At 65.8% G+C, this 22,135-nt stretch carries 16 protein-coding genes and 1 other RNA gene; 12 read left to right on the top strand and 5 right to left on the bottom strand.

Annotated features, from left to right (window positions below; all coding sequences use genetic code 11):
- The first annotated feature begins 254 nt into the window (after positions 1–254).
- The 3 genes from INQ43_RS07235 (at position 255) to gdhA (ending at position 3,982) form a co-directional block, all read left to right on the top strand.
- Complete coding sequence (locus tag INQ43_RS07235) at positions 255–1,679, top strand: replicative DNA helicase (protein ID WP_194035991.1); 1,425 nt, start codon at positions 255–257, stop codon at positions 1,677–1,679.
- Positions 1,680–1,800: 121 nt separating this feature from the next.
- Positions 1,801–2,505 (top strand): OmpA family protein, encoded by a 705-nt coding sequence (locus INQ43_RS07230; protein ID WP_194033672.1) that lies wholly within the window; start codon positions 1,801–1,803, stop codon positions 2,503–2,505.
- A 127-nt stretch (positions 2,506–2,632) separates the two neighbouring features.
- Positions 2,633–3,982 (top strand): NADP-specific glutamate dehydrogenase, encoded by a 1,350-nt coding sequence (gene gdhA, locus INQ43_RS07225; RefSeq protein WP_194033671.1) that lies wholly within the window; start codon positions 2,633–2,635, stop codon positions 3,980–3,982.
- Between the two features lie 43 nt (positions 3,983–4,025).
- Here gdhA and INQ43_RS07220 read toward each other — a convergent pair whose 3' ends face one another.
- Positions 4,026–4,505, bottom strand: a complete 480-nt coding sequence (locus INQ43_RS07220) for an MgtC/SapB family protein (RefSeq protein ID WP_194035990.1) — start codon at positions 4,503–4,505, stop codon at positions 4,026–4,028.
- A gap of 235 nt (positions 4,506–4,740) precedes the next feature.
- Between INQ43_RS07220 and INQ43_RS07215 the strand changes: the two genes are divergently transcribed.
- From INQ43_RS07215 to INQ43_RS07205, 3 genes are read left to right on the top strand one after another with little or no spacing between them, the layout of a single operon-like run.
- A complete protein-coding gene (locus INQ43_RS07215) occupies positions 4,741–10,194 on the top strand; it encodes a HAMP domain-containing protein (protein ID WP_228062434.1) in 5,454 nt (1,817 codons plus the stop codon).
- Positions 10,179–11,918, top strand: a complete 1,740-nt coding sequence (locus INQ43_RS07210; protein ID WP_194035989.1) for a response regulator — start codon at positions 10,179–10,181, stop codon at positions 11,916–11,918. Before INQ43_RS07215 ends, INQ43_RS07210 begins: the two co-directional genes overlap by 16 nt.
- Positions 11,911–12,630 carry a HAMP domain-containing histidine kinase gene (locus tag INQ43_RS07205; protein ID WP_194035988.1) on the top strand — a complete coding sequence of 240 codons (720 nt, stop codon included), beginning with the start codon at positions 11,911–11,913 and terminating at the stop codon, positions 12,628–12,630. The genes INQ43_RS07210 and INQ43_RS07205 overlap by 8 nt, the downstream gene beginning before the upstream one ends.
- Before the next feature lie 53 nt (positions 12,631–12,683).
- Here the strand turns inward: INQ43_RS07205 and ssrA are convergent.
- Positions 12,684–13,037, bottom strand: a transfer-messenger RNA (tmRNA) gene (gene ssrA / locus INQ43_RS07200).
- Between the two features lie 134 nt (positions 13,038–13,171).
- Between ssrA and INQ43_RS07195 the strand changes: the two genes are divergently transcribed.
- Entirely contained in the window at positions 13,172–15,370 is a 2,199-nt protein-coding gene (locus INQ43_RS07195) for a CHASE domain-containing protein (protein WP_194035987.1), read from the top strand.
- A 63-nt stretch (positions 15,371–15,433) separates the two neighbouring features.
- Here the strand turns inward: INQ43_RS07195 and smpB are convergent, their stop codons facing one another.
- Positions 15,434–15,943 (bottom strand): SsrA-binding protein SmpB, encoded by a 510-nt coding sequence (smpB, locus tag INQ43_RS07190; RefSeq protein ID WP_043959657.1) that lies wholly within the window; start codon positions 15,941–15,943, stop codon positions 15,434–15,436.
- Positions 15,944–16,002: 59 nt separating this feature from the next.
- Between smpB and INQ43_RS07185 the strand changes: the two genes are divergently transcribed.
- Complete coding sequence (locus INQ43_RS07185) at positions 16,003–16,434, top strand: type II toxin-antitoxin system RatA family toxin (RefSeq protein WP_194033666.1); 432 nt, start codon at positions 16,003–16,005, stop codon at positions 16,432–16,434.
- Positions 16,431–16,709, top strand: a complete 279-nt coding sequence (locus INQ43_RS07180; RefSeq protein WP_194033665.1) for an RnfH family protein — start codon at positions 16,431–16,433, stop codon at positions 16,707–16,709. Before INQ43_RS07185 ends, INQ43_RS07180 begins: the two co-directional genes overlap by 4 nt.
- A gap of 9 nt (positions 16,710–16,718) precedes the next feature.
- Here INQ43_RS07180 and bamE read toward each other — a convergent pair whose 3' ends face one another.
- Entirely contained in the window at positions 16,719–17,108 is a 390-nt protein-coding gene (bamE, locus tag INQ43_RS07175) for an outer membrane protein assembly factor BamE (RefSeq protein WP_194035804.1), read from the bottom strand.
- A gap of 147 nt (positions 17,109–17,255) precedes the next feature.
- Here bamE and fur point away from each other — a divergent pair, with 147 nt between their 5' ends.
- Positions 17,256–17,663: a ferric iron uptake transcriptional regulator gene (gene fur, locus INQ43_RS07170; protein ID WP_193983340.1), complete on the top strand. Its 408-nt coding sequence runs from the start codon at positions 17,256–17,258 to the stop codon at positions 17,661–17,663.
- A gap of 41 nt (positions 17,664–17,704) precedes the next feature.
- Here the strand turns inward: fur and recN are convergent, their stop codons facing one another.
- Complete coding sequence (gene recN / locus INQ43_RS07165) at positions 17,705–19,387, bottom strand: DNA repair protein RecN (protein WP_194035986.1); 1,683 nt, start codon at positions 19,385–19,387, stop codon at positions 17,705–17,707.
- Positions 19,388–19,508: 121 nt separating this feature from the next.
- Between recN and grpE the strand changes: the two genes are divergently transcribed.
- Complete coding sequence (gene grpE / locus INQ43_RS07160) at positions 19,509–20,039, top strand: nucleotide exchange factor GrpE (RefSeq protein ID WP_194033663.1); 531 nt, start codon at positions 19,509–19,511, stop codon at positions 20,037–20,039.
- Between the two features lie 98 nt (positions 20,040–20,137).
- Complete coding sequence (dnaK, locus tag INQ43_RS07155) at positions 20,138–22,063, top strand: molecular chaperone DnaK (RefSeq protein WP_194033662.1); 1,926 nt, start codon at positions 20,138–20,140, stop codon at positions 22,061–22,063.
- Positions 22,064–22,135 lie beyond the last annotated feature (72 nt).

Here is a 22,135-nt window from a genome sequence, read left to right as displayed (position 1 = left end):
CCGCAAGGTGCCTTTCGCGTATCTGCGATATGTGCCTGCGGTATGTGCCTGCCGTATGTGTCTGCCGTACCGGCTCAACGCATCGCCATCGCAGCTGCTGCGACCCCGCCAGGCCACGCTGCGGGTGTGTTGTCCCGCGCTGTCCACTGCTTATCCACAGACTTGTCTGCAACCCCCGCGCCCGTCCGGCCCTAGGATGGGCGCTCGGCCCGCGTCGACCGCGACGCGCGGCCCCTGTCAGGAATTTCCCCTCGATGAGTGCACGTCCCGGCTACCGCGGTGAACACCGCGGTGATTCACGCTTCGAGAGCCGCGCCGACCAGCGGCTCGACCAGCTGCGCGTTCCGCCCCAGTCGATCGAGGCCGAGCAGGCGGTGCTTGGGGGATTGATGCTCGCCCCCGAGGCCTACGACATCGTCGGCGACAGCATCGGCGAGCACGACTTCTACCGTCGCGACCATCAGCTGATCTTCCGGGCCATCCGCGAGCTGGCCGAGAAAAGCCGGCCATTCGACGCGGTGACGCTGGGGGAGTGGTTCGAATCGATCGGCGAGGGCGAGCAGGTCGCCGGCGGCGCCTACCTGATCGAGCTGGCGAGCACCACGCCCTCGGCCGCCAACATCAAGGCCTACGCCGAGATCGTTCGCGACAAGGCCGTGCTGCGCAAGCTGATCGAGGTTGGCACCACGATCGTCAACGACGGCTTCCAGCCCGAGGGCCGCGAGAGCAGCGAGATCCTGTCGGCCGCCGAGCAGCAGGTCTTCGCGATCGCCGAGGCCGGCGCGCGTGGTCGTACCGACTTCACCGCGATCAACACCGCGCTGTCGGAAGCCTTCGACGTGCTGCAGACGCGTTACGCGGCCGGCGGCTCGGTCACCGGCCTGTCCACCGGCTACACGGAGCTGGACGAGATGACCGCCGGCCTGCAGCCGACCGACCTGCTGATCCTGGCGGCACGACCTGCGATGGGCAAAACCACGCTGGCGCTCAACATCGCCGAATACGCGGCGATCAAGAGCAAGAAGGCGGTCGCGGTGTTCTCGATGGAGATGTCGGCCAGCCAGCTCGCGCTGCGCCTGATTTCCTCCAACGGCCGCGTCAACGCCCAGCGCCTGCGCACCGGCCAGCTGGAGGATGAGGACTGGAGCCGGGTCACCAGCGCGATCCGGATGCTGAAGGAATCCAAGATCTTCATAGACGACACGCCCGGCCTGTCACCGGACTCGCTGCGGGCCAAGGCGCGTCGCCTCAAGCGCGAGCATGACCTGGGCCTGGTGGTGGTCGATTACCTGCAGCTGATGGCGGTGCCGGGCAATACCGAGAACCGCGCGACCGAGATCTCGGAGATCTCCCGCTCGCTGAAGCACCTCGCCAAGGAACTCAACGTCCCGGTGATTGCGCTCTCGCAGCTCAACCGCTCGCTGGAAACCCGCACCGACAAGCGCCCGGTAATGGCTGACCTGCGCGAATCCGGTGCCATCGAGCAGGACGCGGACGTGATCATGTTCATCTACCGCGACGACTACTACAACAAGGAAAACTCGCCCGACAAGGGGCTGGCGGAGATCATCATCGGCAAGCAGCGAAACGGCCCGACCGGATCGATCAAGCTGAAATTCTTCGGCGAGTACACGCGCTTCGACAACCTTTCGCACGACACCGCGGGCAGCTTCGAGTAAGAGCGAGCGCGAGCAAGTCCCGCCGGAACCTGAACGGAATTACGGTCGTCACCCCATTCATACTGGTGTCTGGGTAGCGTTACCCCGTCATCCACGTTATTCCAACGAAAGGACACTGCTCATGAAGAATCCGACCAAATACATTCTTGCCGCTGCCGTCATGGGCGCGATGCTCGCCGGTTGTGCCACCACCGGTGGCGGTTACTACGGCGGCCAGGATCCGTACGGCCAGCAGCAGCCGCATGATCCCAACGCGAAGACCAAGCAGGGCGCGGCAATCGGCGCGGTTGCGGGCGTCGTCGCTGGACTGCTGAGCGGCAGTGACGCCACGGAGCGCCGTCAGCGCGCCCTGGTCGGTGCCGGCGTGGGCGGCCTGGCAGGCGGCGCCATCGGCAACTACCAGGACCGTCAGGAGCGCGCACTGCGTGACCAGATGGCCGGTACCGGCGTCGACATCGTCCGCCAGGGCGACAACATCACCCTGAACATGCCCGACAACATCACCTTCGGTTTCGACAAGTCGGATCTGCAGCCGCAGTTCTATCCGGTCCTGGACAACCTGGCGCGTACCCTGAGCGAGTACAACCAGACCATCATCGAGGTGGCTGGCCACACCGACAGTGTCGGTTCGGATTCGTACAACCAGGGCCTGTCCGTACGTCGCGCCGAGTCGGTGGGCAACTACCTGATGTCGCGTGGCGTGGTGCGCGACCGCTTCATCATCACCGGTGCGGGCAAGACCCGTCCGATCGCGAGCAACGACACCGAGTCGGGTCGCGCGATGAACCGTCGCGTTGAGCTGACCCTGGTGCCGCTGCGCTCCTAACCGACCGCAGTCTCCGATTGACAAAAGCGGGCCCTTCGGGGCCCGTTTTTTGTTGTTTGTACGGACAAAGATTGACAGCCGTGCGTGCTGCGGTGCAGCATGAATTGACGCCTTTCACGGAATGCCAATGGCCAATACGTATCAGTCCGCGGACGATTTCCTTGCCTACGTAGCCGACCGCAACCCCGGTGAACCCGAGTTCCTGCAGGCTGTCACCGAGGTGATAGAGAGCATCTGGCCGTTTATCGAGGCCCATCCCAAATACGCACGCTACGGCCTGCTTGAACGGATGGTCGAGCCCGAGAGGACAATCATTTTCCGGGTGTCGTGGGTGGACGATCAGGGGCAGGTCCAGGTCAACCGCGGCTACCGTGTCCAGCACAGCTTCGCGCTGGGCCCGTTCAAGGGAGGGCTGCGTTTCCACCCCTCGGTCAACCTTTCGGTACTGAAATTCCTCGCCTTCGAACAGACCTTCAAGAACGCCCTGACCACGCTGCCGATGGGCGGTGCCAAGGGTGGTTCGGATTTCAATCCCAAGGGCAAGAGTCCTTTCGAGATCATGCGCTTCTGCCAGGCCTTCATCACCGAGCTGTACCGGCACATCGGGGCCAATACCGACATCCCCGCCGGCGACATCGGCGTGGGCAGCCGCGAGATCGGCTACATGGTCGGCATGATGAAAAAGCTCGGCAACCGCGCCGACTGTGTGTTCACCGGCAAGGGACTCTCCCACGGCGGGTCCTTGATCCGCCCGCAGGCGACCGGCTACGGCACCGTGTATTTCGTCGAGGAGATGCTGGCGCGCAAGGGCGATTCTCTGGACGGGATGCGCGTGTCCGTGTCGGGTTCGGGCAACGTCGCCCAGTACGCCATCGAAAAGGCCATGGAACTGGGCGCAAAGGTCGTCACTGTTTCCGATTCCAGCGGCACGGTGATCGACGATGAGGGTTTCACCCCCGACAAGCTCGCCGAGTTGATGGACATCAAGAACGAGCAGTACGGCCGCGTCAGCGAGTACGCCGAGCGCATCGGTGCCCGCTTCGTGCCCGACATCCGCCCCTGGTGCGTGCCGGTGGATGTGGCCCTGCCGTGCGCGACCCAGAACGAGATCGACATCGACGACGCCCAGCAGCTCATCCGCAACGGCGTGATCTGTGTGGCCGAAGGGGCGAACATGCCGTCCTCGCTGGATGCGGCCCGGGCGTTTGAAGAGGCCGGGGTGCTGTACGCGCCGGGCAAGGCGAGCAACGCCGGCGGCGTCGCCACCTCGGGCCTGGAGATGAGCCAGAACGCGGCCCGCCTGTGCTGGAGCGCGGAGGAGGTAGATCTGCGCCTGCACCAGATCATGAAGGGCATCCACGCCGCCTGCGTCGAGCACGGCATGCACAAGGGCAACACCTTGAGTTACCTGGACGGTGCCAATGTCGCCGGTTTCGTGCGGGTCGCGGATTCAATGCTGGCCCAGGGCGTGGTCTGAGCCGAGCGCCCTGCGGGACGCGGACAGCGGATAGCGGGCAGCGTCAATCGGTGTCTGGCTGGGCATCGCGGAACCGGTGCTCCACCCACTTCAGCACGCTCAACACGATCAGCGTCAACACCGTCGCCGACACCGCCAATACGTAGTACTGCAGTCCGGTGGCAATGCCGATGACCGCCACCATCAACAGCGATGAGGCCGTGGTAATCCCGACCACCGCCTTGGACGAGCGGCTGGCGAAGATCGTACCCGCGCCAATAAACGCGACACCAGCGATCACCGATTCCACCAGCCGCAGCGGATCCATTCGAAGCTGCTCGGGTGCAAGCACCGATACCACCGCCGGGTTGTGCAAGGTCACCAGTCCGATGCCCACCAGCAGGGCGGCCGCGCCGGCCACGAGCATGTGGGTCCTGAAACCCGCCGGGCGATCCTTGAGCTCGCGCTCGAATCCGACCATTCCGCCCAACACCATTGCGATCCCCGTCCCCATGATTACCTGCAGTTGGGCCAACCAGTCCATGCACGCCTCCGCGAATTGAGCCCTGTTTCTACCATTGTGGCCGTGGGGCCGCGTGTGAACCCGGACGCGAGGCATCAAGGAGGCGCGAGGGTCATCGGCCGGGCGCCATGCGGATGGACCGGGTCAGGCGTGGATCGGGAATCTGTGAAAATATCCTCACTCGAGGTGCGGTAGCGTCTCAAAAATTTCACAAGCGATCCCACGTTCTGTCGGGCTCGGGGGGAGGACGTAAATCGTGGGCAATGATTCCCGGCGCGCATTGCGTGTCGAAGACGATGTGGCGGGCGAGGATGTGGACCGTCGGCTGCTTGAAGCTCTGTGTGCGGTTCGCGACGGTGATTTCTCCGTGCAGTTGCCGGTGCATTGGGAGGGCACGGCAGGAAAGATCGCCGATTGCTTCAATGCCATCGTTATCCGCAATCGGCATCTGGCTGACGAACTGGCCCGCGTCGGGACGGCGGTGGGCCGCGATGGCCAGACCGGCAAGCGGCTGGTGATGGCCAACCACGACGGTGCGTGGCTGGGGATGCAGCAGTCGGTCAACGGTCTGATCGACGACCTCGTGCGACCGATTGAAGCGATGACCGAGGCCATGACCGGCGTCGCCAAGGGCGACCTGACCCATACGGTGCCACTGGAGGCCGACGGCCGGCCTCTGAAGGGCGAGTTCCTGCGCTCGGCGAAGATCGTCAACCGCATGATCGGGCAGATGAGTGAGTTCAGCGCCGAGGTGACCCGCGTGGCACTTGAGGTCGGTACCGCCGGCAGGCTCGGCGGCCAGGCCAAGGTCAAGGGCGTCTCTGGCGTGTGGAAGGAGCTGACGGACTCGGTCAACGAGCTTGCCTCCAACCTGACCACCCAGGTGCGCAACATCTCCGAGGTGACCATCGCGGTGGCCGACGGCGACCTCTCGCGCAAGATCACCGCCGACGTGCGCGGCGAGATGGCCCAGCTGAAGGAAGCCATCAACGGCATGGTCGACCAGTTGCGTGGCTTCGCCTCGGAAGTCACCCGCGTGGCACGCGAGGTCGGCACCGAAGGCAAGCTTGGCGGCCAGGCGGTGGTGCCCGGGGTGGCCGGCACCTGGAAGGACCTGACCGACTCGGTCAACGCGATGGCGTCCAACCTGACCAGCCAGGTGCGCAACATCGCCGAGGTCACCACCGCGGTGGCCAAGGGCGACCTGTCGCGCAAGATCGGCGTCGATGCGCAGGGCGAGATTCTTGCGCTCAAGAACACCATCAACACGATGGTGGACCAGCTCAACGGCTTCGCCGCGGAAGTCACCCGCGTGGCCCGCGAGGTGGGTACCGAAGGCAAGCTCGGCGGCCAGGCACAGGTCCCGGATGTCGCCGGCACCTGGAAGGACCTGACCGACCACGTCAACTCGATGGCGTCCAACCTGACCCTGCAGGTGCGCAACATCGCCGAGGTCACCACCGCGGTGGCCAAGGGCGACCTGTCGCGCAAGATCACGGTGGATGTGCGCGGCGAGTTGCTGGAGCTGAAGAACACCCTCAATACGATGGTGGACCAGCTCAACAGCTTCGCCGCCGAGGTGACCCGCGTCGCTCGCGAGGTCGGCACGGAAGGCAAGCTGGGGGGGCAGGCGACGGTGCCCGGGGTCGACGGCACCTGGGCCGACCTGACCGACTCGGTCAACGCGATGGCCTCCAACCTCACCAGCCAGGTGCGCAACATCGCCGAGGTCACCACCGCGGTTGCCAAGGGCGACCTGTCGCGCAAGATCGCGGTGACGGCGCAGGGCGAGATCCTGCAGCTCAAGGACACCATCAACACGATGGTCGACCAGCTCAACAGCTTCGCCGCCGAGGTGACCCGCGTGGCGCGCGAGGTCGGCACCGAAGGCAAGCTCGGCGGCCAGGCGACCGTGCCCGGGGTGGCGGGGACGTGGGCGGACCTGACCGACAACGTCAACGCCATGGCGTCCAACCTGACCAGCCAGGTGCGCAACATCGCCGAGGTCACCACCGCGGTGGCCAAGGGCGACCTGTCGCGCAAGATCGGGGTGGACGTGAAGGGCGAGATGCTGGAGCTCAAGGACACCATCAACACGATGGTCGACCAGCTCAACAGCTTCGCCGCCGAGGTGACGCGCGTGGCGCGCGAGGTCGGCACCGAAGGCAAGCTGGGAGGGCAGGCGGCGGTGCCCGGCGTGGCCGGAACCTGGAAGGACCTGACCGACAACGTCAACTCGATGGCGTCCAACCTGACCAGCCAGGTGCGCAACATCGCCGAGGTGGCGACCGCGGTGGCCAAGGGCGACCTGTCGCGCAAGATCGGTGTGGATGCGCAGGGCGAGATCCTGCAGCTCAAGGACACCCTCAACACGATGGTGGACCAGCTCAACAGCTTCGCCGCCGAGGTGACCCGCGTGGCGCGCGAGGTGGGTACCGAGGGCAAGCTGGGGGGCCAGGCGAAGGTGCCCGGGGTTGCAGGCACGTGGGCCAACCTCACCGACAACGTCAACTCGATGGCGACCAACCTCACCACCCAGGTGCGCGGCATCGCCCAAGTCGTGACCGCGGTGGCCACCGGCGACCTGAGCAAGAAGCTCACCGTGGAGGCCAAGGGCGAGATCGCCGAACTGGCCGACACCATCAACTCGATGACCGACACGCTGGCGATCTTCGCTGACCAGGTGACGACCGTGGCACGCGAGGTCGGCGTGGAGGGCCGCCTGGGCGGCCAGGCCAAGGTGCCCGGTACCGCCGGCATCTGGGAGAACCTCACCGGCAACGTCAACCAGCTGGCCGCCAACCTGACCACGCAGGTGCGCGCCATCGCCGAGGTCGCGACCGCGGTGACCCAGGGCGACCTGACGCGCTCCATCCAGGTCGATGTCAGCGGCGAGCTGGCGGACCTGAAGGACAACATCAACGCCATGATCGGCACCCTGCGCGCGACCACCGAGAGCGGGCGGGAGCAGGACTGGCTGAAGACCAACATGGCGACCTTCAGCGGGATGATGCAGGGCCAGCGCGACCTGATCACGCTCGGCAACATGCTGCTCTCGGAACTCGCCCCGCTGATCGACGCCCACAAGGGACTGATGTACGTGGTGGACGAGGACGAGTCGGGCGGAAAGCGCCGGCTGCGTCAGCTCGCCGGTTATGCCAGCAGCGCTTCGGCGGAAGCAAAGACGATCATCGAGTTCGGCGAAGGCCTGGTTGGCCAGTGCGCCCAAGAGGGGCGGATGATCGTGATCGACGGCGTCGAGCCCGGCACGCTGCACATCCGGACCGGCCTGCTCGACATGGTCCCGCGCAACGTGATCGTGCTGCCGGTGTTGTTCGAGGACCAGGTCAAGGCGGTGATCGAGCTGGCCTCGCTGTCGGAGTTCACGGTTTCCCATCGCGCCTTCCTGGACCAGCTCTCGCGCAGCATCGGCATCGTGCTCAACACCATCGAGGCGACGATGCGGACCGAGCGCCTGCTGGCGCAGTCCCAACAACTGGCCGGCGAGCTGCAGGCGCAGCAGAAGACCCTGCGCCAGACCAACGAGGACATCGCGCTCAAGGCCGCGTTGCTGGCCGAGCAGAAGAACGAGGTCGAAGGCAAGAATCTGCAGATCGAGCACGCTCGCCGTGCGCTGGAGGAAAAGGCCGCCGAGCTGGCGCTCACCTCGCGCTACAAGTCCGAGTTCCTGGCCAACATGTCGCACGAGCTGCGCACGCCGCTGAACTCGATCCTGATCCTGGGGCAACAGCTGGCGGAAAACGTGGACACCAACCTGACCCCGCGCCAGGTCGAGTTCGCCACGACGATCCACGCTGCGGGCACGGATCTTCTGCACCTGATCAGCGACATCCTGGACCTTTCCAAGATCGAATCCGGCACCGTCACCGTGGACAACGAGGAAATGAGTTTCCGCCACCTTGGCGAAAACATGGAACGCGCGTTCCGGCATGAGGCCGAGCGCCGCAAGCTGGAGTTCTCGGTCGAGTTCGAGCCCGCGCTGGGCCGCGCGTTGGACACCGATCCCAAGCGCCTGCAGCAGATCCTCAAGAACCTGCTCTCCAACGCGTTCAAGTTCACTGCCGAAGGCAGCGTTCGCCTGATCGGGCGTGCGGCCACGGATGGCTGGACGCCCGGGCATGCCGTGTTGGACGCGGCGCCCACCGTGGTGGCCTTCGACGTCACCGACAGCGGCATCGGCATCTCCGCGGACAAGCAGCGCATCGTGTTCGAGGCGTTCCAGCAGGCCGATGCCGGCACGTCCCGCCAGTACGGTGGTACCGGACTGGGGTTGGCCATCAGCCGCGAGATCGCCGGCCTGCTCGGGGGCGAGTTGCGCCTGCGCAGCGAAGTGGGGAAGGGCAGCACGTTCACGCTGTACCTGCCGTTGTCCTACGCCGGTGCCGATGCCCCGCACGAGGAGCGCGCTGCAGCCGCCCACCAGCGCGCGCAGCAGGTGGTCCCGCGCAGCAGGGATGAACTTCCTGAAGACGCCATCGAGACCATCGATGATGACCGCGACGTGCTTGTGGAGGGCGAGCCGCTCCTGCTGCTGGTCGAGGATGATCCGCGCTACGCCACCGTGCTGCGGGATCTGGCGCGGTCGCACGGATTCCGGGTGATCGTTGCCAATCGCGGCAGCGAGGCCTTGCGTCTGGTGCGCGAGTACCGGCCCAGCGCGATCTCCCTGGACATCCTGCTGCCCGACATGCTCGGGTGGACGGTGCTTGCGCGGCTGAAACAGGACTCGGCCACCCGCCACATCCCGGTGCAGATCGTCACCATCGAGGAAGAGCGCCACCAGAGCATCGAGCGCGGCGCGTTCTCCTACCTGGCCAAACCCGCCACCACCCAGACCATCGGCGCGGCCCTGCAGCGCATCAGGGACTACAGCCTGCCCAGGGTGAAGCGCTTGCTGGTGGTGGAAGATGACGCCGCCGAGCGCATGAGCATCGAGGAGCTGATCCGCCACGACGACATCACCATCGACACGGTCGCCAACGGCGCCGACGCGCTGAAGTCACTCAAGGACGGCACTTATGATTGCGTGGTGCTGGACCTGCGGCTGCCGGACATGAGCGGGTTCGACCTGCTGGACCGTATCCAGGCCGATCCGGAACTGCGCGACGTGCCCGTGGTTGTGTTCACCGGCAAGGACCTCAGCGCCGACGAGGACCGCCGCCTGCGCAAGGTCGCAAAGAGCGTGGTGATCAAGGGCGTGGAATCACCCGAACGCCTGCTCGACGAGACCGCCTTGTTCCTGCACCGGGTCATCGCCGACCTGCCCGAAGCCAAGCAACGCATGGTCGAGAGCCTGCACGGATCGGATGATTCGCTGCGCGGCAAGCGCGTGCTGGTGGTCGACGACGACGTCCGCAACATCTTCGCCATGTCCAGCGTGCTGGAGCGCCACGGCATGGACGTGGTGACTGCGGGCACCGGCCGCGAGGCGATCGAGAAGGTCTCATCCGACGACACGATCGCGCTGGTGCTGATGGATATCATGATGCCGGGCATGGACGGCTATCAGACCATGCGCGCGATCCGCGAACGGCCCGAGCTGCGTGCGTTGCCGATTGTCGCGGTCACCGCCAAGGCGATGAAGGGCGATCGCGAGAAATGCCTGGAAGCCGGCGCGTCCGACTACCTCGCCAAACCGGTCGTGACCGAGCAGCTGCTCGGAGTGCTGCGCCAATGGCTGCACCGTTGAACGTCGCCGCAACGGCGGATGCGACCAGCGCGCCGGTCCGGATCCTGCTGGTGGACGATCAACCCGGGAGGTTGCTGACCTACCGCGCGATCCTGGAGCCGCTGGGAGAGCACCTGGTGGATGCCAGCTCGGGCGTTGAGGCGTTGGGACGCCTGATGGAGGAGGATTACGCGCTGATCCTGCTCGACGTCAACATGCCGGGAATGGATGGCTTCGAGACCGCGAGCATGATCCACCAGCACCCGCGGTTCGAGAACACACCGATCATTTTCGTCACCGCCGTCAACGTCACCGACATGGATCGGCTGCGCGGCTACAAAATCGGCGCCGTCGACTACGTGATGGTGCCTGTGATCCCGGAGATCCTGCGCAGCAAGGTGATGGTACTGGCCGAACTGCACCGCAAACGCCTTGAGCTGGAAGCCGCGAACGCCCAGCTGGCGGCCGCCAACCTGGCTTTGCACACCGAGAAGGCACGCGAGCTGGCGGTGTTGAACGAGTCGCTGCGCAACGCCAATGAGACCCTCGAGATCCAGAACCGGGTCCTGCAGGAGGAGGTCGCCGAACGCACCCGTGTCGAACAGCTGTTGCGCGGGGTGGGGCGGCGCAAGGACGAGTTCCTCGCGACGCTGGCGCACGAATTGCGCAATCCCCTGGCGCCCCTGCAGAACGCGCTGGGCGTGCTGCGGATCTCCAAGGCAGTGGACCCTGAGCTGCTGGCCCTGATGGAGCGCCAGCTGGCGTTGATGGTGAGGCTGATCGACGACCTGCTCGACATCGCGCGCATCAGCCAGGCCAAGCTCACCTTACGCAGGCAGCCGACCACGCTGCGGGAAATCGTCGAGTCCGCAGTCGAGACGGCGCGTCCGGTCATCGAGCAGGGCGGGCACGAGCTGGTGCTCGACTTGCCCGCGCAGCCGGTGCATCTGGTCGCCGACCAGGCCCGCCTGTCGCAGGTGTTCGCCAACCTGCTCAACAACGCGGCCAAGTATTCCGAAGCATGTGGTCGCATCGAACTGCGCGTCCGTGTCCAGGGCGACCGCGCCGAGGTGGAAGTGAGCGACGCCGGGATCGGTCTTGATCCCAGCCAGGCGGAGCGCATTTTCGAGATGTTCTCCCAGGTGGAAACGTCCGTCGATCGGACCCATGGCGGACTGGGGATAGGCTTGACCCTGGTGCGCCGACTGGCGGAACTGCATGGCGGCGACGTCTCCGTCAGCAGCGACGGGATCGGCCGGGGCGCGACTTTCACCGTCGCGCTCCCGTTGGGGACGAGCCCAGGCGCGCAGGCGCCCGCCGCCGCCGCACCGGACGCGTTCTCCGACGAGGTGCGACGCCGCGTTCTGGTAGTTGACGACAACCGTGACGCGGCCGACACGCTGGCGATGATGGTGGAGCTACTGGGCCACGATGTCCGGCGCCTGTACGATCCGCATCTGGTACTGGAGGAGGCTGCGACGTTTGCACCGGAGATCGTATTCCTCGATGTCGGAATGCCGGGATTGAGCGGCTATGAGCTGGCGCCGCAGCTGCGGTCCGTAGCCGGATTGGACGACGTCAGGATTGTCGCCGTGACCGGCTGGGGCCAGCCCGAAGACCGTCGGCGCACCCGCGAGGCCGGCTTTGACGAGCATCTGGTGAAGCCGCCGATGCTTGATGCCATCCAGCGCCTTTGCAATGAACCGGCCCAAGCGCGCCGCAGCGAGGGGAGCCACCATGGCTGAGTCCTCGCCGCCGGTGGATCCAGCGACTGCCGTGTCGGGCAGGGAAGGCGAAACCTCCGACCTGCTGCTGGAACGGCTTGCCCACGACTTGAGGGGACCTCTGTCACCGCTGCAGACCGCCGCCTATCTCCTGCGAAGGCCGGAGATCGAGCCTGACCAGCGCGAAGAGCTGCTCTCGATCATTGATCGCCAGACCGCCCGCCTGAGCACGATGGTCCAGGAGGTATCGGACTGGATGCGTGTCCGCCAGTCGCGGCTGGTCCTGCACCGCGCGCCGGTGGCCCCGGCGCTGGTGGTGGAGCTGTCGTCGGTCTCTTCCGGCGTCGACGTCCAAAGCCAGCTGGAGGCGGGCCTTGATGACCTCGCCATCGACGGCGACGTCCAACGGCTGGTGCAGATGCTGTCCACCTTGATGGCATTCATGCAGGTCCGGGCATGCGACGGGCCTGTCACGGTGCGCGCGAAAGCCGGCGCGGCCAACGTCTTCTTCGAGATCGCATCGCCTGGCACGCATTGGGCCTCCGGCGAGCGCGAAGCGCTGTTTGCCGCGGCCGAGACTGTCCCGTTTGACGAAGGACTGGGCATGCGTCTCCTGATTGCCCGGGCGATCGCGGCCGCCCACGGCGGGAATATCATCGCCAGCGCCGACGCTGATGGCAGCGCGTTGATCCGCGTCGATGTGCCGTGCATGGCGGTCGAAGTCGAGCGATAGCGGCACACAAACAAGGACGGGCCGCTTTGGGCGGCCCATCCTTGTTTACAGATTGGTGGAGGTGGGGGGATTCGAACCCCCGTCCGAAGGCACTCCATCCCCGGCACTACATGCTTAGCTCACCGTTGGATCTCATTCCCGAACAGCACGGTGCGCGAAGCGCATCCGGGAACCAGCCTGCTTTGGGTTAACCGGGTGCTGACAGGCAACCACTCCCGGCGATTCCGTGATAATTACCCTACGTCGCGAGCACGGACACAAGCGATTTCGGGGCTTAGGCCTTAAGCGGCCAGTGCGTAGTTGTCGTCGTTGGCAACTAGAAGTTTGCAGCTGGATTTACGAGGAAAGCTACCCCCTCGGCATGCGCCAAGCGATTTCGCGACCCCCGTCGAAGCCAATGCACCCCCAGGGACTACAAGATTGCTGACTCACCCAGTATAGGGGCGCGCGGGCGCTACACAAGGGTTAGCGGGCTGTGCCGCGCGTGGCGTTCATCCCCCCGAAGGTGCCCGCGCGCTGCCTGCGCTTGTATGCTTCGCGGATGCCGAAATCCACCCGTGAGAATCCAGCCGAGGCAATCCGCCGTCGATTGCGCCCGCTGCGCGGCCAGTTATGGGCATTGGCGGTACTCGTCGCCTCGCTCGTGCTGGTCGTGATCCTGTGGAAAATGGCCTACGACCGTGAGTTGCGCGCCAGCGAGGAGACCTTCATCTCCCAGACCCAGGATGCAGCCGATCTGCTCAAGCAGCGGATGGTGAATTTCGAACTGGTCGCCGGTGGCGGCATTTCCCTGTTCGCTTCGGTGGCCCGGCCGACCCCGGACCAGTGGTTCGGCTACGTGGACGGCATGGAACTGCACCGCCGGTTCCCCAGCGTGGCCGGCCTGGGCTTTACCGGCTACCTGCGCCAGTCGCGTCTGGATGAACTGCAGGACGAGTGGCAACAGGCAGGTTGGGGCGACCTGCAGGTGCGGCCCAACCTCGGCCACGACCGCCTGGCGGTGGTGTTGTACCTGGAACCAAAAACGCCGGAAAACCTCGCGGTGATCGGCTATGACATGTTCTCCGATGCAGTCCGCCGCGAGGCGATGGAGAGCGCAATGGCCTCCGGTGAGCCGACGCTGTCAGGCCCTGTGCCGTTGGTGCAGGGCGACGGTAGCCACAACTCCGACGTCGGCCTGCTCCTGTATCGACCTGTCTATCGGGGACCCGAAGCCCCGGTGACCGCCCAGGCCCGCCGCGAATCCATTCTGGGCTGGGTCTACGTGCCGTTCTGGGTGGACGACTTCGTCAGCGAGGTACTTCCCGGTCGCGAGATGAGTTTCACGATCGATGATGTCACCGGCGGCGGCACGCCACAGCGGATCTTCAGCCGTGAGCCCGCATCTCCAAAGCCGGCGGCCTTCTCGCATGCGGTGGAGTTCGAGAACTACGGTCGTCGCTGGCGGATGAGCTTCCAGTCGGCGCCGTTGGCACAGGCGGCACCGCGGCTGGGCAGCCTGCAGAGCATCCTGTCGCTCGGTCTGCTGGCATCGCTGCTGATGTACGCCATCGCATGGATGCTCGCGCGCACGGAAGCACGCGCCCAGCGCATCGCCATGCGCCTGACGGAGGAATATCGCTTCAGCGAGGAGCGCTTCCGTACCGCCATGGAGTACTCGGCCATCGGCAAGGCCCTGATGGACTCCGATGGTCTGATCGTCCAGGCCAATCCCGCGTTTGGCAATATCGTCGGCATCGAGCCGGGGGAGCTGGAAGGGCGCGCGTTCGATGATCTTTTCGAGGACGACTTCAGCCCCCGTGAGGCACTGGCACCGGCCGAGCACGGCGACGAACAGGGCGTGCGTCGTGAGACACGCAGGCTCCATCGCCAGGGCGGCGAGCCGCGGCACGTGCAATTGACCTACGCGCCCATTCCGGGCGGCGAGGGCATGGCGGTCAGTGGACTGGTGCAGGTCGAGGACGTGACCGACCGCCTGCGCGCGGAGGCCCGTGTGCGCGCGCTCAACCGGACCCTGGAGGCGCGGGTCGCGCTGCGCACGCGCGAGCTCAGCCAAAGCAACGAGGAACTGGAAGCGTTCGCCTACAGCGTCTCCCACGACCTGCGCGCGCCCCTGCGCGCGATCGACGGCTTCAGTCGCGTGCTCGTGGAGCGCTACGGCGACTCGCTCGATGACACCGGGCGGGATTACCTGGCGCGCGTGCGCAAGGCAGCCGGGCGGATGGGCGACCTTATCGACGCGCTGCTGAAAATGTCACGCATCAGCCGCGGGGATCTGAAGACCGAAGCGGTCGACCTTTCTCGCATCGCGACCGAGATCATCGAAGACCTGCGCGCCGGCGATCCGGACCGCGCGGACCGGGTGGAGGTGGTGATCGAGCCTGGCCTGGAGGCGCACGGCGACGTGGCATTGCTACGCAACCTGCTGGTCAACCTGTTGGGCAATGCGTGGAAGTTCACCCGGGATTCCGACGCGGCCCGCATCGAATTCGGTCAGGAGGGCGACGAGTACTTCGTGCGTGACAACGGCGCCGGGTTCCCGCAGGACTACGTCGGCAAGCTTTTCCGTCCGTTCCAGCGCCTGCACGCACAGTCGCAGTTCGACGGCCACGGCATCGGCCTGGCCTCGTCAAAGCGCGTGGTCCAGCGCCACGGTGGCGTGATCCGGGCCGAGGGGAGCGAGCAGGGCGGCGCGACCTTCCGCTTCACCCTGGCCGACGTGCCGGACGAAATCGAATGACCATCCGTTGAAGCTTGAGGACGGGCGCCAGCAACGTTCGTCGCGCGGCGTGCCCGGCTGCAGTCAGGCGTTCTTGTTGTGCTGGCGCAGGGTGCGCTGCTTTTCCCGCGCCCAGTCGCGGTCCTTGCTGGTCTGGCGCTTGTCGTGGCTCTGCTTGCCCTTGGCCAACGCCAGTTCCAGCTTGACCTTGCCGGCTTTCCAGTACATCGAGGTCGGGATGACGGTGTAGCCGTCGCGTTCGATCTGGCCGATCAGCTTGTCGATCTCGCGCCGGTGCAGCAGCAGCTTGCGCGTGCGCATCGGGTCGGCGACAACATGGCTGGAGGTTGAGATCACCGGCGTCATCTGCGCCCCGAACAGGAACATCTCGCCGTTGCGGACCACGGCGTAGCTCTCGCCAATGTTGGCGCGTCCGGCGCGGATCGACTTCACTTCCCAGCCCTGCAGGGCCAGGCCGGCTTCGAAACGCTCTTCCAGGTGGTAGTCGAAGCGGGCGCGCTTGTTCAGCGCAATGGTGCCGCCGCCCGACTTTCCCTTATCCTTGTCGCTCTTGTTGGTTTTGTTCTTCGTCATTGCGCCTATTGTGTCCGATCCGGAGCGCGCCGTGATACCGGATGATGGCTGTTGCTCCCATGACCACGATTCACCGCACCGCCCTTGTTGCCCATTCGGCTGCACGCATGTTCGAGCTGGTCAACGACGTGGCGGCGTATCCGCGACGCTTTGACTGGTGTCAGCAGGCGCAGGTGCTGGAGTCGGGCGAGAACCACGTGGTGGCCCGCCTGGACCTGGGCCTGGGCGCTCTGAAGACGTGGTTTACGACCCGCAACACGTTCAGCGCGCCTGAGCATATCGACCTGGCGCTGGTGGACGGGCCGTTCCGCAAGCTGTCGGGTCGCTGGGAGTTCACCGCGCTGGAGGAATCCGCGAGCCGGATCAGCCTGACACTGAAGTTCGAGCCGGCTATCCGCCTGCTGGGACCGGCGATGGCGATCGGCTTCCAGAAGCTGGCCGACCGGATGGTGGCTGACTTCATCCGCGCCGCGGATCGTGATCCGTCGTGAAGGTGGAAGTGGTGCGGGCGTGGCCGGATCGTTTCGAGCTCGTCGAGCTCAAGCTGGCCCAAGGTGCGCTGGTCAGCGACGCAGTTCGCGAGTCGGGCATGGTGCCTGCCGACGAAATTGCCGGCGACGCTGTTGCAGTGGCGGTGTTCGGCGTCGTGGCCAGCCTGCGCGATGTGTTGCGCGACGGTGACCGGGTGGAACTGCTCAGGCCGCTGCTGATCGATCCCAAGCAGGCCCGGCGGCGACGCGCGAAGGCGGCCCGAGCGCCGGAATGAGCGGGTGGCTCAGCGCTTCTTCTTTTCCTTGGCCAGGTTGCGGCCGAACTGCTTGGGCGACTTCTTCGCCAGCTCCGCGTCCTGCTTGGGAAAGTAGTCCCCGTCCCACTTCACCAGCGCGTCGTTGGCATCGAACCACAGCGTCAGGTTCTTGATGCGGGTGCGCGCGAGCCGGTCGGTGCGCTCGCTGGCGGTGTAGTCCCAGCGCTCGGGATGGTAGGGGTCCTGGATCGAGGGCGTGCCCAGAAGGCCCAACACCTGTTGCTTGGCCATGCCCACCTGCAACTGCTCGACCGCGTTCTCGTTCAGCAGGTTGCCCTGGTAGATCGGCTGCCGGTACACGATGCCGCATCCGGCGGTGGTCGCGGCAACGGCAAGGGCGAGCAGGATCGTGCGCAATGGGTGCTTGGTCATCGGTGTCTGCAGCAGGTGGATATCGGGGGCGATGATACACTGCCGCCGCCGCGCCGCGGCTGCACCCTGTCCACGTTCATCCAGTGTTGCAGGGCGGTCGTCGCCCGCCACGGATCCCGCAAGGAGCCCTTGATGGAATCCCAGAATCTTCGTAACGCGGGTCTCAAGGTGACCCATCCGCGCATGCGGATCCTGCAGTTCCTCGAGCAGAGCAAGCCCCGCCACGTGACTGCCGAGGACATCTACCGGCAGTTGCTCGACCAGGGCGAGGACATCGGTCTGGCGACCGTGTACCGCGTGCTGACCCAGTTCGAGGCGGTCGGGCTGGTGCTAAAGCACAATTTCGAGGCCGGCCAGTCGGTGTACGAGCTTGACCGCGGCGGCCACCACGACCACATGGTCGACGTGGACACCGGCAAGGTGATCGAGTTCGAGAACGAGGAAATCGAGCGACTCCAGCACGTCATCGCCGCGCAGTACGGCTACGAGATCGAGGACCACACGCTGGTTCTGTACGTTCGCAAGAAAGGCTCGCGTTAACGCGTCACCGTCACCGTCGCCGGAATGGGCTGTGCCCGCCGTCAGGTCACGTCATCGAGCAGGCGCTGCGCGGCGGCGCGCGCCTCGCGCGTCAGCTCCACGCCACCCAGCATCCGCGCCAGCTCCTCCTGCCGCTGCCCGGCATCCAGCTGCTGGACCTGGCTCTGGGTGACCCCGTCGGCGGCCGCCTTGCTGACCCGGTAGTGGGCATGTCCCTGGGCCGCGACCTGGGGAAGGTGGGTCACGCACAGGACCTGACGACTCGCGCCCAGTGCACGCAGTTTGCGGCCGACGATGTCGGCCACCGCGCCGCCGATCCCGGAATCGACCTCGTCGAACACCATCGTGGGCACCGCGTCCAACCCGAGCGCGGCGACCTCGATCGCCAGTGAGATGCGCGACAGCTCGCCACCCGACGCCACCTTGCGCAGCGGGCGCGGCGGCTGGCCCGGATTGGCGGCGACCATGAACTCGATGCGCTCGCCGCCATTGGGATCGGGTTTGTCGGCAGGCAGCGGCTCGATGTCGATACCGAAGTGGCCGCCGCCCATGCCCAGCTCGCCGATCAGTGCGGTGGTGGCCTGCGCCAGTTTGCCCGCTGCCTTGCGCCGCTTCGCGCCCAGCGCGTCTGCTGCCGTGCGCCACGCCAGCCGGGTCTTTTCGATTTCGCTGTCGAGCTTTTCCAGTCGCCGGTCGGCTCCGCGCAGGGCATCCAGCTCCTGCTCCAGCGCGTCGCGGTGGGCGGCAAGTTCTTCCGGAGCCACGCGGTGCTTGCGGGCCAGATCATGGATGCGCGCCAGGCGCTGCTCGATCGACTCGAACAGCGAGGGGTCGATGTCCAGGTCGTCGCGGATGCGGTCCAGCAGGCTGCCTGCCTCGTCGATCTGGATCGCAGCGGCGGCGAGCATGCCGTCCACTTCGCTCAGACGTGGTTCGTGGCTGGCCACGCGCTGCAGTTCGTGCCGTACCTGCTGCAGCGCCCGCGACACGGAGACATCGTCGCTGCCGCCAAGCTGCGCGAAAGCACTCTCGCTGGCCGCAATCAAGTCGCTGGCGTGGGCCTGCCGACGGTGATCCAGCAGTAACTGGGCGATCGAGTCGGCGTCCAGCGTTTCCCGCTCAAGCTCCAGGTACTGATGCTCCAGCCACTCAATGCGGTCGCTGACATCTCCCTGGGCAACGAGTTCGTCGCGCTCCCGTAGCAGGGCGCTCCATTGGACGGCCGCCTCGGCCACCTGCCGACGCTCGGGCGCGGTCGCAGCGTACGCATCGAGCAGGGCGAGCTGGCTGCCGCGCGCCATGAGGGCCTGGTGTTCGTGCTGGCCGTGGATCTCCACCAGGTGCGCGGTCAATTCGGCCAGCTGCGCCATCGTCACCGGGCGACCGTTGATCCACGCGCGCGAGCCGCCGTCGGCGCGGATCACCCGTCGTACCAGGCAACCGGAGCCTGAGGACGCGTCGTCCTCGTCGAGCTCATGCTCTTTCAGCCACGCGGTGGCGGCGGGAACGTCGTCCAGTCTGAACTCGCCGGCAAGCTCGGCGCGCTCGGCCCCGTGGCGCACCACGCCGCTGTCGGCGCGGATGCCCGACAGCAGGCCCAGGGCATCGACCAGCAACGACTTGCCGGCACCGGTTTCACCGGAAATGACGGTAAGCCCGGGACCAAAGACGAGTTCGGCCTGGCTGACGACGGCGAAATGCTTGAGTGAGAGATGGGTGAGCATGTGGCGCGAGTCTAATGGGGACGGCCGCCGTGCGGAATTGTCTTGAATTGATCGGCGGCGACCCCATTGCTGTGGCAGTCAAGGACAAAGCGTCCCCCGCAACGTCAGGACCAGAGCAGATATGACCACCGAACCCAACCAGGATCCGGCAGCACAGTCGGACCCCGTCGAACACGACACACCCCATCCGGACGGCCAGTTGGCTGCCCAGCTGGCTGCGGCAAATGAAGAATTGTCCAACCTGCGCGAAAGCATGCTGCGCGAGCGGGCCGACCTTGAAAACCAGCGCAAGCGCCTGACGCGGGATGTGGAGATGGCGCGCAAATTTGCCAACGAGCGCCTGTTGTCCGCCCTGCTGCCGGTCATCGACAGCCTGGAAGCCGGATTGCAGGCCTCCGGCGACGACGCGGTGGCCCTGCGCCAGGGCGTCGAACTGACCCTGAAGCAGTTGCTAAAGGTCACCGGCGATAACGGACTGGTCGAGGTCAATCCTGCCGGCAAACCGTTCAACCCGGAGCACCACGAGGCGATGAGCACCGTGGCCAGCGCCGAGCATCCGCCGGGCCACGTGGTGCAGGTCTACCAGAAGGGCTGGCTGTTGAATGAACGTTTGTTGCGCCCCGCATTGGTGGTTGTCAGCGGCGACGCTTGAACCGGCGGACCGCGACCCCCAGATAACTGACATGAGCGGTACGAACTGTGGCCGCCCCCGTCTATCGGCATAAATCCAATTTCAAAGGAATAAACAGCATGGGCAAGATCATCGGTATCGACCTGGGCACCACCAACTCGTGTGTCGCGGTCATGGAAGGTGGCAAGTCGAAGGTCATCGAGAATGCGGAGGGTGATCGCACCACTCCGTCCATCGTCGCCTACACCAAGGACGGCGAGATCCTCGTGGGCGCCTCGGCCAAGCGCCAGGCCGTCACCAACCCCAAGAACACCTTCTTCGCGGTGAAGCGCCTGATCGGCCGCAAATTCACCGACGCCGAGGTGCAGAAGGACCTGGACCACGTCTCCTACAGCGTCATCGCCCATGACAACGGCGATGCGTGGGTGGAGACCGGTGACAACAAGAAGATGGCGCCCCAGCAGATCTCCGCCGAGATCCTGTCCAAGATGAAGAAGACCGCCGAGGATTACCTGGGCGAGAAGGTCACCGAGGCGGTCATCACCGTGCCGGCGTACTTCAACGACAGCCAGCGCCAGGCGACCAAGGATGCCGGCAAGATCGCCGGCCTGGACGTCAAGCGCATCATCAACGAGCCGACCGCGGCCGCGCTGGCCTACGGCATGGACAAGAAGGGCGGCGACCGCAAGGTGGCCGTGTATGACCTGGGCGGCGGTACCTTCGACGTCTCCATCATCGAGATTGCCTCGGTCGACGGCGAGATGCAGGTCGAGGTGCTGGCCACCAACGGCGACACCTTCCTGGGTGGCGAGGACTTTGACAACCGCGTCATCGCCTACCTGGTCGAGGAGTTCAACAAGGACCAGGGCATCGACCTGCGCAAGGACCCGCTGGCCCTGCAGCGCCTGAAGGATTCCGCCGAGCGTGCCAAGATCGAGCTGTCCACCGCGCAGCAGACCGAGGTCAACCTGCCGTACGTGACCGCCGATGCGTCGGGTCCGAAGCACCTGAACATCAAGCTGACCCGCGCCAAGCTGGAGTCGCTGGTGGAGGACCTGGTCAAGAAGTCGATCGAGCCATGCCGTACCGCGCTCAATGACGCCGGCGTGCGCGCCAGCGAGATCGACGAGGTGATCCTGGTCGGTGGCCAGACCCGCATGCCGAAGGTGCAGCAGGCGGTTACCGAGTTCTTCGGCAAGGAGCCGCGCAAGGACGTCAACCCCGACGAGGCCGTGGCCGTGGGTGCCGCGATCCAGGGTGGCGTGCTGGCCGGCGACGTCAAGGACGTGCTGTTGCTGGACGTGACCCCGCTGAGCCTGGGCATCGAGACCCTGGGTGGCGTGTTCACCAAGATCATCGAGAAGAACACCACGGTGCCGACCAAGGCCTCGCAGACCTTCTCCACCGCCGAGGACAACCAGTCCGCCGTGACCGTGCATGTGCTGCAGGGTGAGCGCGAGCAGGCCCGCTACAACAAGTCGCTGGCGCGCTTCGACCTGTCGGGCATCGAGCCCGCGCCGCGCGGCCTGCCGCAGGTGGAGGTGTCGTTTGACATCGACGCCAACGGCATCGTCCACGTGACCGCCAAGGACAAGAAGACCGGCAAGGAGCAGAAGGTCGAGATCAAGGCCGGCTCGGGCCTGTCCGAGGAAGAGATCCAGAAGATGGTCCAGGACGCCGAGGCCAACCGCGAGGAAGACCAGAAGTTCCAGGAGCTCGTGCAGGCCCGCAACCAGGCCGATGGTCTGGTCCACTCCGCGCGTACCGCGATCAAGGAGAACGGCGACAAGCTGCCGGGCGAGTTGATTGGCGCGACGGAAGCGGCGATCGCTGAGGTCGAGACCGCGATGAAGGGCGACGACAAGGGCCAGATCGAGGCCAAGAGCAAGGCGCTGGAAGAATCCGCGCAGGCCCTGTTTGCCGCGGTCCAGTCGCAGCAGGCCGGCGCCGACGCTGCCGGTGGCGATGCCAGCGCCGACACGGCCGCCGACGATGTGGTCGACGCCGAGTTCACTGAAGTGAAGGACGACGACAAGAAGCAGTAAGCGATCCGCTCCCGCAGATAGCGCGGGGTAGGGCGCGAGGGTTCGGGATCGATCCGTGGTCCCGGACCCTCG

It is taken from the genome of Lysobacter sp. H23M47 (assembly GCF_015209765.1).
Lineage (GTDB): Bacteria > Pseudomonadota > Gammaproteobacteria > Xanthomonadales > Xanthomonadaceae > Novilysobacter > Novilysobacter avium.
The sequence above is the reverse complement of the archived record's forward strand: the minus strand, read 5'-3'. Positions and strand labels throughout refer to the sequence as shown.